The sequence below is a fragment of the Verrucomicrobiia bacterium genome (assembly GCA_035577545.1).
Classification (GTDB): Bacteria; Verrucomicrobiota; Verrucomicrobiia; order Palsa-1439; family Palsa-1439; genus Palsa-1439.
Genome location: DATLVI010000023.1, coordinates 1 through 13,243, shown reverse-complemented (window position 1 = coordinate 13,243; position 13,243 = coordinate 1). Strand labels below are relative to the sequence as shown.

Below are 13,243 nucleotides of genomic sequence, written 5' to 3'. Positions count from 1 at the left end.
GTGATGTGTCGGGGGGTGGTGGGGAGTTGGGGGTGGAGGAGTTCGTGGGGGGGATAACGTGGCCGGGGGTGAGGGATTATGTGAGGGAGGTGATGGAGGATTGGCGAATGTATCGGGAGCGGGGGAGGTCGTGAAAATTGGCGGGTGCCCGCAAACTAGACGGTAGTGTCCTGGGTGAGGCCAGGTGAGGCTAGGAGAAGCGCAGCCACCATCGTTGGTTGTTCACGGGCACCCATTGCCTTCTGTTAGGATTCGACACCGTGCCCGGGGTTTCGTTCAAAAAATAACTCGGCTGTGGAGGCCAGTAAATATCTGGGATCGCTGGAAAAAGAAAATCGCTTAACCTTGAAGCCCGACGTTCTTTGCCCGCGACTCGTCGGCGAGGCGCTTCTTGAACTCGATATATTTCGCCCGCAGTTTCACGTCAGCAACCGCCAAGATCTGAACAGCCAACAGCCCCGCGTTGCGCGCCGCGCCGATTGCCACGGTCGCCACGGGCACGCCAGCGGGCATCTGCACCATGGACAACAAAGAGTCGAGTCCCTTCAAAGTTTTCGACTCGATCGGCACGCCAATCACCGGTAACGGCGTCTGCGCGGCCACCACTCCCGCAAGATGCGCCGCACCGCCCGCGCCAGCAATGAGCACGCGCAGTCCGCGTACGTGCGCTGTGCGCGCGTATTGGGCGACATCGTCCGGCGTCCGATGCGCCGACATCACCTGCGCCTCGGTCTCAACGCCAAACTCCTCACAGGCGTCCACCGCCAACTTCATCGTCGCCCAATCCGAGTCGCTGCCCATGAGAATTCCGACAAAAGGTTTACCTGTTTTGCTCATCCGTTCCTGCATTTCAAAAGTTGTGTCACTTCACTCCGGATTGCTACACAAAGACTTCAAAGCATTCTCGAGTTCAAGCCTTTTTTGCTCACGCTCCTGGTCCCCAGCGTCGGCGGGCACGATCATGGGGGGCCCGATACGCAGCGTGGCGCGCGTAAACGGTAACGGGATCATGAAGCCATCCCAACTGCTTACTGTGATCTTGTGCCCCAGATCGTAGGAAACAGGGATAATCGGCGCCTGGGTGAATTGCGCAAGGCTGATCACGCCATCGTGACAATGATACTTTGGCCCACGCGGGCCATCGGGAGTAATACCGGCGTCGTACCCTTCGTCAACCAGATGGGTCAGCTCGCGCAACGCCTCCTGCCCGCGGCGACTGCTGGAACCGCGGACACATATGAGATTGAACTTGCTCAGGACACGTGTCAGTTTCTCACCGTCCTTGCTCGCACTCACAAGAACCGCCACGCGATCACGACGCCGCGCATGCCAGTATTTACGAAAGAGGTAGGGCATCAGGAAAATGCGGTTGTGCCAAAATGCGAAAATGCAGGATCGTTCCGGTGTCTGCGCCAACAGCCCTGGCGCGTCATCGATGCGCCAGCGCACCGTGCTGCCAATGAGCGAAACCAGAATACGCAGCAACCAGCCGATCATACGCTAAACTGCATCTCGTAGAGACGCTTGTAAACCTGACCCAGCGCCAGGAGTTGGTCATGCGTCCCCTTCTCTACGATGCAGCCTTTGTCGAGCACAATGATACAGTCGGCGTGCTGGACGGTTGAAAGGCGGTGCGCGATGACCAGCATTGTGTGCGCCTTCTTTTGCTTGCCGCTCCACATCAAGTCATCGAGTGCCGCCTGTACCGCGCGTTCGCTTTCGGTGTCGAGCGCGCTCGTGGCCTCGTCGAGCAGGAGGATCGGGGGGTTCTTGAGAATCGCGCGCGCGATGGCGAGGCGTTGGCGTTGGCCGCCGGACAGCTTCATGCCCGATTCTCCGATGACCGTGTCGTATCGACCCGGCATCTGAGCGATGAAATCGTCGGCGTGGGCGCGCTTCGCCGCCTCGACAATCTCCTCCCGTGAAGCGCCGGTCTTCCCGTACGCAATGTTATTTGCCACTGTGTCGTTGAATAGAAACGTTTCTTGGGTCACCAGCCCGATCTGGCCGCGCAATGATTGGAACGTCCCGCGGCGGATGTCCTGCCCGTCGATCGTCACTGCGCCGCTCGTCGGGTCGTAAAACCGCGGGATGAGGTTGAAAAGGGTGGTCTTGCCGGCCCCGCTGGCGCCGACAATGGCCATGATGGAACCGGCGGGGATTTCGAGGTTTACTTCCTCAAGTACCGCGCCATTAGCGCCATAGTGGAAGCTGACATTCTCATAGCGGATAGCCTGGCGCAAGCGCGGTAAGGTAATCGCCTGTGGCGCCTCAACAACACTGGGCTTGATGTCCAGTATTTTAAAGACGCGTTCCGCGCCACTCATACTCTCCTGAACCTGAAGGCTCACACGGCTAATTTTTTTGACGGGATCGTAGAGCATGAACAGGCCCACTGCGAAGCTGATGAGTTCGCTGGACGGCATCTGGGCTACGAAAGCGTAGATGAACACAAAGGCCGCGGCGAATCCCGAAACCATCTCTATGATCGGGCCGGAGATAGCCCGAGAACGGATCACCTTCATCCGCTCGCGAAATACGCGACGGGTAAGGTCATGAAAATCCTGTGACTCGCGCTTTTCCATCCCGAAAGCCTTGACTACCCGAAACCCCACGATTGCCTCGTGCAGGACGGAAACCAGCGTGGCTTGATGTTCCTGAGTTGCGCGGCTGGCAACACGAGTCTTGCGCCCGTACACCAAGATCGGTATGAGACAGATTGGAAATAGCACCAATGTCGCCAGCGTGAGCCGCCAATCGTGGTAGAACAACCAGCCCAGCACGCAGACCAGTGTCACAGGCTGTTTGACGAGGTCTTCGACAACATTGGAGATGGCCTGTTGCACAGTGCCGACGTCGTTCGTGACGCGCGAGATCAACTCGCCGGTCTGGGTGGTGCTGTAGAAATCCAAAGACAACGCCTGCAGGTGATCGAACAACCGCTCCCGCAAGTCCATCACCGCACGCAACCCGACCCAGTTCATCAAGTAGGTGCCGAGAAAATCACAAGCTCCGCGCGCGATCATAACCGCGGGCAATAGCATTGCGATCGCAAACGCCTGCCACAGTGACATGCTACCCCCGGATTGTTCGAAAACGCGCTTCCATAGTTTGCTGACGACCGACAGCACACCCGCGTTTACCGGGCCATACAGAATCCCGAACGCAACTCCAGCAACCAATCGTCCGCGATAGGGTTTCACGTATGTCCACAGCCGTCGATACTGTGGCCAGATCTCTTCCAATCGACTCATGCGCCGGCGAGTATATCACCGGCCAGCATCCTGCGAAATGGCAATGTTGGGTTTGACACAGGCAAGACAACTCTGCTACAAACTGCCTGCGAAGCTTCAGCCCAATTAAACAGGTATTCACTGTGGCAAAAGTCCTCCTCGAAAACGTCAGCAAAACTTACCCCGGCGGATTCAAGGCGGTCGACAACGCCAATCTCGAAATCAGTGACCAGGAGTTTGTCGTGCTCGTCGGCCCCTCGGGCTGCGGCAAGTCGACCACGCTGCGCATGGTCGCGGGGCTTGAAGAGATTTCTAGCGGTAACATTTTCATCGACGGCAAGCGCGTCAATGACGTCCCGCCGAAGGATCGCGACATCGCCATGGTCTTTCAAAACTACGCGCTTTACCCACACATGACGGTGTACAAAAACATGGCATTCGGTCTCATGTTGCGGAAGTACCCCAAGACGGAAATCGACCAGCGCGTGCGTGAGGCGGCGCAAATCCTGGGCATCACTGACGAGCAACTCGAGCGCAAACCGAAGGCCCTTTCCGGTGGCCAACGCCAACGCGTCGCGGTAGGCCGTGCCATTGTCCGCAAGCCGAAAGCGTTCCTGTTTGACGAGCCGCTCTCCAATCTCGACGCCAAGATGCGCGTTCAGATGCGCGCCGAGATTTCCAAGCTGCATGACCGCCTCAATTCCACGATGATCTACGTCACGCACGACCAGGTCGAAGCCATGACCATGGGCGATCGTATCGTGGTAATGAAGGACGGCCTCATCCAGCAAGTGGCCGAACCCATCACGCTTTACGACAATCCGAGAAACATGTTCGTTGCGGGCTTCATCGGTTCGCCACCCATGAATTTCTTCAAGGGAGCCATTGAGCAGCGGGCGGGCACTTTGTGGTTTATTGAGCAAGCGGGTGGCGGTAATGGTTCAAAGGGCTTCTCGATGCGCATCAATGATGAGATGGCGAAGAAACTCACCGGCCATGTTGGCAAGACCGTCGTGTTCGGTTCACGCCCTGAAGACATCAACGACAAGCAGTACGCTTCCTTCGCCCAGCCCGACCAGACCGCGGCAGCCACCGTAGAGGTCGTTGAGCCGATGGGGGCAGAAATTTACCTGTACCTCAATACGGGCAGTCACACCTTCGTGGCCCGCGTCAATCCACACGAGAGAGCCGACGTTGGGCAGAAGCTTGAGATGGCATTCGACTTGCGCAAGAGCCATTTCTTCGACGCCCAGACTGAACAGGTCATCGTTTAGTCGGGGCGCGCATGGCGCCGGCTACCAGAAAACCCGAAAAACTACCCCTCTCCCGCGGCCAAATCGTATTGCGTATTTGCGGTGGTGTCCTGCTAACCGCCTGCGCGCTAATGGTCGTGCTCGGTATGACGCTCTTCAACGAGCGATTGCAGGGACTGCAATTCGTTCTCTATTGGGCGTGGTGTTTGCTGTTCACATTCGGGGCCGTCATCCTGGCGCTCTGGGATATGCTCCTGGTGCGACGCATCCTAAAGCGAACACGGCGCGAACTGTTCGAACGCGAGTTTATGAACCGGGATTTCGCCGTGAAACTGCGGGAGAAGGAAGACCACTGAATACGATTATCTCCGAGGGGTTGGCCCTACTTTGTATCGTCACAACCATAGGTCCGCGGCGGAACAACCGATAGCGTGTAACGAAACTTTTCAATTCGCTGTTTGTTCCGGTAGCTCGCCTTGGCGGGACCCCAATTGCCCCAAAGGGTGATGTTTTGCTCCGTCGGGTCGGCTGACTCAGTGACAAACCCTTGCGGCTTGATCGACCCGTGCGAGGGCGTGTGAAATTGGACGCTCAACGTCGGGGTGTTCCGGGGCAATGGCTGTGTATGGACGAGAAGCATGCTGGAAGTGCCGAGTGCCCGGGGAGTGTTAATCAGAAAACCATTCGTATCCACCAAACTCTCGCAAACTGACTTTTTATTGACGACGCAGCCATAGAAGAAGCAGGTCTTGCTTGAGATTCTGACATAGCGCGCCAAATCGTTTTCCTGCTCACTGGGCGACAGGTAATTGGCCGCCATGCTCACCGCGTGAAGATCATCCGCCATGGCGCTGTTGGTCTGGTTGACGCAAATATCGCGGGTGGCAAACAACGTGTATTGCACGTCCACACTTGTCGAGTCAACGTCCGGCGGTGAGAACCTCATCTTGAAATCCTTCGCCTCCATCGAGGTGAAATTGGAGATCCTTCCCTTGAGCTGCAAATCACCCTTCTGACCCTTTTTTGCCCGAATATCCAGTTCCACGAACGACATTGTGGGAATGAGCCCATCGTCACAATCCTCGTAGCCCGTGGTAAAAAATGTCCCCCCAAACTCACCAGGCGGAGGCAGCGAAAGCCGAATCCCACCACTGCCCTTGATGGTGCACACGGCCACGACACCCGATCCGCCTACATTGTAGGAAAGCACCAACTCCGAGAACGAACTGACGGAGTGGCCATCCACTGACAGTGTGATGTTGGTTGGATTGGGCCCGGTATCGTCCGTACCGTCAACCACCCAAAACCCGTTATCGAGGAGGTTGGTATCAGCCAAAGTCGCTCGACCAATGATTACACCAATCCCCAAAAGAATCGCGAAGCAAGAACATCTCAAGCGGCGGACGCAGACAAAAAGCATCCGCTAAGTTAACCCCGCCTTTCCACGGTGTCAAAGTTTATCAAGGAGTCGGGGGCACGGCGGAAGATGACAGTCGCGCCTTCAGGTTTGCCAAGAGTTGCAAGGTCACCTGGTTCTTGGGGTCGAATTTCAGCGATTCCTTGTACGCGGCTTGTGCTGCGGCCAGATCTCCCTGCTGTTCGCGAATCTGCCCCAGAACCCCGTAACTAATGGCCAGATTCATACCGAGGTGAATGTTCCTTTCACACAAGGCAACGCCATCCGTCTGGCGACCCAGTTGGTAATACAGCAGCGTGAGGTTTGCGCTGGCAACCGGATGGTTGGGATTGACCTCCAGCGCTTTCTCGAAGGCCTCGGTCGCGCGCTCTAGTTGATGCTTCTGAAGAAACGCCATCCCCCGTTGTACATCCGGGCTCGCGCTATCGTAGGCGTCTGGATATGCGACCAACCGACCGCTCTTCTGGCAATCATAAATCGCGTAGTTTGGAAATTGCCCGTCGGCAGGTAGCGTGAAGTGCGTGTCGGCATACGCGGCAAGATAAGGCGCATAACCGCGGTAATCCTGCGTGAACACGACGTACTTGATGCGATTGGTGGGATCGCGGAGCAGTGCCCAGTTCGAGCCAGCATTGGGTATTACGCGACGCGACTGGTTCAAATCCAACAATAGCGGGTCGGTGAAAGTAAACGCCGTCAATAGAATCCCGTCTTCGGGCGAGGTGTGCGCGACAAGCCAGCGTGCTGCGTCACGAGACGGCCATCCGCCAGGCCGCTTCAGCACGGCCGCGGTATAATCGCTCGGTGACTGTGCCGACCCAGGGTATGGCAGCGGCACTCCATACAAGGAAGCAGCTACTAGAATTACCATAACGACCGCGGTCAGAGAGAAGGCCAGATGTCGACGAAGCGAACTCACGGCGACCGCCGCAAACAAGCAGACGGTTGGTACCAGCCAGAGTAACTCCGTGCGTCCCGCGCGGAAAAAAGGAGTAACGAAAAGATTGACGACTGGCATGAGCCAGATCAGCAGTTGGCCATCTGGCGAAGAGCCCTTGGTAGCCCGAACCACCGTGAGGACGACACCAACCACGGCCACCGGCAACAATACCCGATAGAAACTGATAAAGTATTGAAGGTGCAACCGCTGCCTGGCGAACGATGGCCCGAAAGTCCCTGTAACACCCGGTTCATGTAGAAACGCCATGGCCTGGCCCCGGAACAAAATCACGGATGTAACCACAGCAAGAGGTAAAACCGAAACACCCAGCGCCATATAAAAAGTACATCGTTGGCGGCGGTCCTTAAAAAGGAAAAATCCCGCGACCGCGAGAAATATCCAACCGTAAAGCGCGATCGCCTTGGTGAGCAGCGCCAGTGTCAGCCAGAGCGCCACCCACATGAAATCGCCTGGCATACAAGTTTGCCTCGCGCGCAGTAGGCAAGCGACCGCGCATAGGCCGAACAACAAAGCGATTGCGTCTGGAATACCCTGCACTGAGAAATAGACATGGAGAGGCAGCACCGCCAAAAATGCCGCGCCGAATGCCGCGGTGCTACGTTGACCTGTTAATCGAAAGATCAATGCCGACAGTGGGAACAAGGAGAGCGACCCGGCCAGTGCGGGGAGCAAGCGCAACGCAAGTTCATTAGGCCCAAGCAGTCTCACCGGCACTGAAACGACCAGCGGGAAAAGAATGTCGGGGCGTGGGCGCGAGCTTTGCAAGGACTCGAACAGGAGTCGCTTGTCCAGACTATAGATCAACCAGTGCGCCTCGTCATAGTTCAGGACAAACCCAGGCAAATGATACATGCGAAGCACGACCGCCAATGCGAGCAATCCAAACCAGACAGGCGCCAAAGACCACGAACCAAAAAAGATCCGGTCAGTCAGCGTCGGCGTTGAATTTGCTCGATTGCCCATGCCGCATGCTCTGCCACCATTGCGTCGGTATCATGACACACGCGCTCCAGCGCCGGCAACGCAGTTTCATCGCCGATGTTCCCGAGCACGACGCAAACATTCCGGAGGAACCCGCGGCGCTTGATCCGAAAAATCGGCGTTCCACGGAAGAACTCCCGGAATTTCGGTTCGTCCCAAGAGAGGTATTCGGTCAATGGCGGCATCTCGCGGCGCTGGAACTGGCGGACGGGTGATTGTCGGGCGAACCGATTCCACGGACAAACTTCGAGGCAATCGTCGCAACCAAAGACGTGGTCGCCGATGAGTGGTCTTAGCTCGACGGGGATCGAGCCTTTCAACTCAATCGTCAGGTAGCTGATGCACAATCGCGCGTCGAGCTGGTAGGGGCCAACAATGGCACGCGTGGGGCACACATCCATGCAACGTTGGCAGGTCCCACAATACTCACGTTCGGGCGGATCGGGCGTCAATTCTAGATTCGTCAGTATTTCGCCAAGAAGAAGCCAATTGCCAAACTGGCGACTGATGAGATTGGTGTGCTTGCCAATGAACCCAATGCCTGCGCGTTGGGCGAGGTCGCGTTCGAGGATCGGGCCGGTGTCGACATACCCAAGGCAGTGCGTGCCCGGCCCGCCAATTTCGACGATCTCCTCCGATAGTTGTTCCAGCTTCTCAGACATCACTTCGTGGTAGTCCTGCGCGCCCCAAGCGTAACGCGCGACACGTCCTGTTTGGCAGTGATCGCCTGTATAATAGTTCAGTCCGACCACCACCAACGACAGCGCGTCGGCGAGAATTTGAGAAGGATTGGAGCGCTTGTCGGTGTTGCGGGCCATGTACGCCATCTCGCCATGAAAACCCTTCGCGAGCCACTGCTGAAGTTGCCGGGTATGTTTGGGCGACTGGGTCGTCGTGATGCCGACAAGATCAAAACCAATGTTGCGGGCGCGGGTTTTGATTTGCAGGGCAACCTCGGGGGTCTTCGAGGTTTCCCTACGATCCTGCTTGCAGCTTGTAGATGCGGAGGATTTCATCAGCCTGCTGTTCCACGCTCATCGCCGAGGTATCGACGCGATTCGGAATGGCCTTGTAGAACTGCTCGCGTTCACGAAGGAGAGTCTCAATCCGCGCAAGTCGGTCGGTTTGATCTCCCAACAACGGGCGGTGTTTCGTGTTTTTGGTGCGCTCGTGGGCCACCCTGGCGTCCACCCAGCAGCAAATGACAATTCCGGTGCGGCTGAAATCACGAAGGTTGTTCTGATCGAGCACAACGCCGCCGCCCGTGGCGATGACGTGGTCCTGTTTGGCAGACAACTCGCGAACCAAGGCACGTTCCTGCAGACGGAAGAACACTTCGCCCTTTGTTTCAAAGATCTTGGAAATTGTTTGCCCGTGCCGCCGCTCTATGATCTCGTCCATGTCCGCAAATGTCATTCGAATTCGGGCGGCCGCGAGCCTACCGGCGTCAGTCTTACCGCTACCCATGAATCCTACTAATACCAGATTCTTCATCAGGCGAATTATAACAGATCGCGGTGGAGAGTTCAGTGCAACTGCTGCATTAGATCGCGCGCAGGAACCTGACCTGGCGCGACGGGCGCATCCAAATAGCCATATGCCAGACACGAACCGAGCTTGGGAAACTTCACCCGGGTTTGCGGCCCAAGCGGTCCCATACCCATCACACAGAGCGGGGTGGAACTTTTCTCATGTAACAACGTCCGCAAGACGCCAACGTCCTCGTCGGTCCTGGTGAACGTGACGATTTTAATAACCGATCCGAGGGTGGCGGCCGTGGCCACAACCTTCTTGAGTTCGTCAACGGGTGGAGTACGCTCAAAATCGTGGTACGAGACAATGAGCGCGCGTTGGTGACGGCTGGCGAGCTCGGAAACCTCCCCGACTATTGAGCTGCGGAGCTCAATATCCACCGCGGTTAGGTGACGCAGCGCGCTTTCGAACAAAGTAATGCGCGCCCCATCCGCTTGCTTCCATTGACCACCTTCTTCGGCAATTCGAATGGTAATGATGACGGGGAGGCCGCGCGCCTCAATAGCCATGGCGCGTTCCACCCATTCGGGCACATCGGGACCAATATGGTCGAGGCGGATTTCGACAATGTCGCAGTCGCGATTGGCGGGTACAGCAAGCTGCGCGAGTGTATCCGCCTGGGAAACAGTCCCGACGACACGAGGAACGGTGCCCAACATGTAGTTACCGAAACGGGTTTGTGCGCGACTCATCATTGGTATGATAACGCGAGATGGAGCGGAGGGAAAGTGATTAGTCTTTGCGGGAGTGTGAAAAGAGCTTATAATCCATCTGTGTCATTCAACCAGCTTGAATTCTAAATGAAAAGCATTCTCAATCAATTGATCCAGTTACAGGAACTAAACTTTGCCAAAGAGGAGCAGAAGGCGTCGAACTCGCAGATGCCGCTCGCACAGTTGGAGAAATCCATCGCGAAGATCCGCAGCCAATTACCGCCCGATGTGGCGGATCGGTACGACCGGTTGCAGAAACGCTATCCGTTGGCTGTAATTCCGCTGGCCCATGGAAACTGTTCGCGTTGCGGCCTGGCGGTACCGGCCAACGTCGTCAACGCGGCAAAGGCCGGCGAGCAATTGCAATATTGCCCCCACTGTGGCCGATTCCTTTTCTTTCCCGACACGATCGCGCGCACGCCCAAGAAGAAGTTTGACGGAAATCGCCCGGTGGAAATTGGCATCGCACGTTTCTCGGCGTCGAATCTGATGGTTCCCAAGCTGGCAGCAACGACGCGTGAAGAGGTCATTAGCGAACTGGCGAAGGCCTTGGGCGAAGGCGGTTTCGTAGAGGATACGGCCACAGTGACGGAATTGGCACTGCGCCGCGAAGCAATCGTGAGCACAGCGGTGGAGCATGGACTGGCATTCCCGCATGTGCGCGACGTGGAAGGCGGCGGACTGACGTTTGCCGTGGGTTTAAAAGAGAAGGGCATCGACTTCGGCGCAACGGGCGATCACTTAAGCAAGATTTTCTTTTTCATCGTCATCCCGACAGCGGCAACGGCGTTCTATCTGAGACTGCTGGCGGGATTGGTTCGCACGTTTGAATCAACCGAAGCGCGCAAAGCGCTGCTCGATTGCGAAAAGCCTGACGAAATGTGGAAGATCCTCACGAAGCTCACAAAGGACACAGTCCCGTAAGCGGTTCCCGGATTGGCAGGTGGTTCTGGCGCGATGATGCAGGCAAAGAGGAACATCAGGTCATATACCCTAGTCATTACTATCTGTTGTCTACTACTCGGCCTCCTCGTTGGCTGCGTCGGAACGACTCCCCATAAGCAGTTGAGAACACTTGTCGTGCCGGATCCCTTGGGGACGAATTCGCTGGGCGCTTTCGCGGACACGACAAACCTCACGGAAGAAGCGTTCACGAATAAAGTAGGCGAGCGGATTATCGAAAGTTACAAGGAATTCGACCTGGGCATTGTCGAATTTGACGATCAAGGTAAGTTCTGGAGCCGCCAACAGCAGTTGGCTGCCATCGATAAGTTCGCTGAGGATCCCGTCGCCAAGCGGAACGGCGCCGCTATTTTGGTATTTGTCCATGGTTGGCAGGAAAATGCCGACGTTGGCAATCTCACGGTGGATCACTTTCGACACGTTCTTTACAAATGGAATGAGTTTGAAGGTCCCAATGGGCGCCGCGTCATCGGAATCTATGTGGGCTGGCGCGGCCTGTCGCAACGATTACCCTTGTTGAAATGGCTGACGTTTTGGACCCGCAAGAAGGCCGCGCACAAGATCGGTCGCGGCGAAATGAACGAATTGCTGGTCCACTTGGGGGTCCTGAAACACCAATTAACGAATCCCCGAGCGACAACCGATCAAAGCCCGACGCGTCTCGTAATTATTGGGCACAGCTTTGGCGGAGCCATTGTGTTTTCGGCCCTGGATAACATCCTCAAAAAGAGCACCCTGGAGAGTGTTGTTCCTTTTGAGATAGGGGAAACCAACACCGTGGGGATAATCAGCGCAGGCGCTCCCGACCTCGTGGTGCTCTTGAACCCAGCGTTCGAGACTTTACTTTATTCCGGCCTGGCGGAGGCCACGTTGAATTGCACGAACTACAATCCATCTCAAAGCACGGTACTCATGACCATCGGGGCAGAGAACGATTCCGCCACGGGTACGGCTTTCCCCATCGGACAGTTCTTCCCGTCACTGTTCCAAAACTTCAAACCAGGCTCCGACGAGCGAGTGATGAATACAACCGCCCTGGGGCATTACACGAATTATTTCGATTATCGCCTGATGGCCAACACGAGTACGAACGTCACAACTCCCGGGACCTCGGGGACAAAACGCAAAGGATTCCACATCCACAAGCTGGATAAGGCCCAAGTACGATCATTGGCCGCCGTGACGGAATCCACTTCGGCGGGGATCCATTCGAAGCTTTTCTCCCTTCCCGATCGACAATGGAAATTGATTCCGTATCCCGGCAAGACAGAGCCTCCCCTGCGCTTGCCGTTCCTCGTCATCTCGGCGACTCCGGACATCGTGGATAACCACACCGGCATCTGGCAGGATCCCCTAGTGGAGTTTCTACGGGACTTCATCGCCCTCCATGACGACCGTAAAACCGAACTGGAAGGCAAATAGCTCACGCGGATAAAGCAAAAGGCCCGCACTCATTTTTGAATGCGGGCCTTTTTAAATTACCCCGGCAGCGACCTACTCTCGCGCAAGCTATACAGGCACTACCATCGGCCCTGCAGCGTTTCACGGCCGTGTTCGGAATGGGAACGGGTGGGACCACTGCGGCAAAACTACCGGGAAATCTCAAGCTGCCAGGAGTCGGCGCTTCGCATTCGGAAAGCGAACCGCTGGCCCGACAAATCGGGCGAACCACTGACAGCTTTGTGAAAGAACAAGTTCTCTGATAATTGCATACAGTAAGCGGGAAACTACAGAGTGCTGATTTATTAAATCGCTCCTTCTTGCGAAGGAAATTTAAGTGATCAAGCCTCACGGCTTATTAGTACCAGTCAGCTCACGTGTTGCCACGTTTACACACCTGGCCTATCAACGAGGTAGTCTTCCTCGAGCCTTTAGGGTCTTGCGACCGTCAGACGTAATCTTGGGAGGCGCTTGGCGCTTAGATGCTTTCAGCGCTTATCGTTTCCGCACACAGCTACCCGGCGCTACCGTTGACACGATAACCGGCATACTGGAGGTGCGTTGTTCCCGGTCCTCTCGTACTAAGGAACAAATCCCTCACGTCTGCTGCGCCCACAGTGGATAAGGACCGAACTGTCTCACGACGTTCTGAACCCAGCTCGCGTACCGCTTTAACCGGCGAACAGCCGGACCCTTGGGACCTTCTCCAGCCCCAGGATGCGATGAGCCGACATCGAGGTGCCAAACCG

At 56.3% G+C, this 13,243-nt stretch carries 12 protein-coding genes and 2 rRNA genes; 4 read left to right on the top strand and 10 right to left on the bottom strand.

All coding sequences use genetic code 11. The annotated features are described in order from the left end of the window. Positions 1-339: 339 nt before the first annotated feature. Genes purE through VNL17_07795 form a run of 3 tightly spaced genes read right to left on the bottom strand, consistent with a single transcriptional unit; the run spans position 340 to position 3,254 of the window. On the bottom strand, positions 340-837 hold the full coding sequence (purE, locus tag VNL17_07805; GenBank protein ID HXI83978.1) for a 5-(carboxyamino)imidazole ribonucleotide mutase: 498 nt from the start codon (positions 835-837) through the stop codon (positions 340-342). A gap of 30 nt (positions 838-867) precedes the next feature. After that, positions 868-1,497 (bottom strand): lysophospholipid acyltransferase family protein, encoded by a 630-nt coding sequence (locus VNL17_07800; GenBank protein ID HXI83977.1) that lies wholly within the window; start codon positions 1,495-1,497, stop codon positions 868-870. Beyond that, on the bottom strand, positions 1,494-3,254 hold the full coding sequence (locus VNL17_07795; GenBank protein ID HXI83976.1) for an ABC transporter ATP-binding protein: 1,761 nt from the start codon (positions 3,252-3,254) through the stop codon (positions 1,494-1,496). Before VNL17_07795 ends, VNL17_07800 begins: the two co-directional genes overlap by 4 nt. Positions 3,255-3,376: 122 nt before the next feature. Between VNL17_07795 and ugpC the strand changes: the two genes are divergently transcribed. Further along, positions 3,377-4,507 (top strand): sn-glycerol-3-phosphate ABC transporter ATP-binding protein UgpC, encoded by a 1,131-nt coding sequence (gene ugpC, locus VNL17_07790; GenBank protein ID HXI83975.1) that lies wholly within the window; start codon positions 3,377-3,379, stop codon positions 4,505-4,507. An 11-nt stretch (positions 4,508-4,518) separates the two neighbouring features. Then, positions 4,519-4,842: a hypothetical protein gene (locus tag VNL17_07785; protein ID HXI83974.1), complete on the top strand. Its 324-nt coding sequence runs from the start codon at positions 4,519-4,521 to the stop codon at positions 4,840-4,842. A gap of 26 nt (positions 4,843-4,868) precedes the next feature. Here VNL17_07785 and VNL17_07780 read toward each other — a convergent pair whose 3' ends face one another. From VNL17_07780 to VNL17_07760, 5 genes are all read right to left on the bottom strand, one after another. After that, positions 4,869-5,822, bottom strand: a complete 954-nt coding sequence (locus VNL17_07780) for a hypothetical protein (GenBank protein ID HXI83973.1) — start codon at positions 5,820-5,822, stop codon at positions 4,869-4,871. A gap of 124 nt (positions 5,823-5,946) precedes the next feature. After that, the gene (locus tag VNL17_07775; GenBank protein HXI83972.1) at positions 5,947-7,827 is read right to left on the bottom strand and encodes a glycosyltransferase family 39 protein; all 1,881 of its coding nucleotides are present in this window, start codon (positions 7,825-7,827) and stop codon (positions 5,947-5,949) included. Then, on the bottom strand, positions 7,794-8,861 hold the full coding sequence (gene queG, locus VNL17_07770; protein ID HXI83971.1) for a tRNA epoxyqueuosine(34) reductase QueG: 1,068 nt from the start codon (positions 8,859-8,861) through the stop codon (positions 7,794-7,796). The genes VNL17_07775 and queG overlap by 34 nt, the downstream gene beginning before the upstream one ends. Continuing rightward, the gene (locus tag VNL17_07765; GenBank protein HXI83970.1) at positions 8,821-9,261 is read right to left on the bottom strand and encodes a shikimate kinase; all 441 of its coding nucleotides are present in this window, start codon (positions 9,259-9,261) and stop codon (positions 8,821-8,823) included. Before VNL17_07765 ends, queG begins: the two co-directional genes overlap by 41 nt. Positions 9,262-9,371: 110 nt before the next feature. After that, positions 9,372-10,073: a type I 3-dehydroquinate dehydratase gene (locus VNL17_07760; GenBank protein HXI83969.1), complete on the bottom strand. Its 702-nt coding sequence runs from the start codon at positions 10,071-10,073 to the stop codon at positions 9,372-9,374. Between the two features lie 105 nt (positions 10,074-10,178). Between VNL17_07760 and VNL17_07755 the strand changes: the two genes are divergently transcribed. Both VNL17_07755 and VNL17_07750 read left to right on the top strand, forming a co-directional pair. Further along, a complete protein-coding gene (locus VNL17_07755) occupies positions 10,179-11,015 on the top strand; it encodes a PTS sugar transporter subunit IIA (GenBank protein ID HXI83968.1) in 837 nt (278 codons plus the stop codon). Between the two features lie 156 nt (positions 11,016-11,171). Beyond that, entirely contained in the window at positions 11,172-12,476 is a 1,305-nt protein-coding gene (locus VNL17_07750; GenBank protein HXI83967.1) for a hypothetical protein, read from the top strand. Positions 12,477-12,535: 59 nt separating this feature from the next. Here VNL17_07750 and rrf read toward each other — a convergent pair. Beyond that, positions 12,536-12,651: ribosomal RNA gene (gene rrf / locus VNL17_07745) — 5S ribosomal RNA — on the bottom strand. A 180-nt stretch (positions 12,652-12,831) separates the two neighbouring features. Next, a 23S ribosomal RNA gene (locus tag VNL17_07740) occupies positions 12,832-13,243 on the bottom strand; the annotation flags it as partial.

Excerpts from the sequence above, each read along its gene's own strand:
- purE (HXI83978.1), bottom strand. The coding sequence starts at position 837 with ATGAGCAAAACAGGTAAACCTTTTGTCGGAATTCTCATGGGCAGCGAC.
- VNL17_07800 (HXI83977.1), bottom strand. The coding sequence starts at position 1,497 with ATGATCGGCTGGTTGCTGCGTATTCTGGTTTCGCTCATTGGCAGCACG.
- VNL17_07795 (HXI83976.1), bottom strand. The coding sequence starts at position 3,254 with ATGAGTCGATTGGAAGAGATCTGGCCACAGTATCGACGGCTGTGGACA.
- VNL17_07785 (HXI83974.1), top strand. The coding sequence starts at position 4,519 with ATGGCGCCGGCTACCAGAAAACCCGAAAAACTACCCCTCTCCCGCGGC.
- VNL17_07775 (HXI83972.1), bottom strand. The coding sequence starts at position 7,827 with ATGGGCAATCGAGCAAATTCAACGCCGACGCTGACTGACCGGATCTTT.
- queG (HXI83971.1), bottom strand. The coding sequence starts at position 8,861 with ATGAAATCCTCCGCATCTACAAGCTGCAAGCAGGATCGTAGGGAAACC.
- VNL17_07765 (HXI83970.1), bottom strand. The coding sequence starts at position 9,261 with ATGACATTTGCGGACATGGACGAGATCATAGAGCGGCGGCACGGGCAA.
- VNL17_07760 (HXI83969.1), bottom strand. The coding sequence starts at position 10,073 with ATGATGAGTCGCGCACAAACCCGTTTCGGTAACTACATGTTGGGCACC.
- VNL17_07755 (HXI83968.1), top strand. The coding sequence starts at position 10,179 with ATGAAAAGCATTCTCAATCAATTGATCCAGTTACAGGAACTAAACTTT.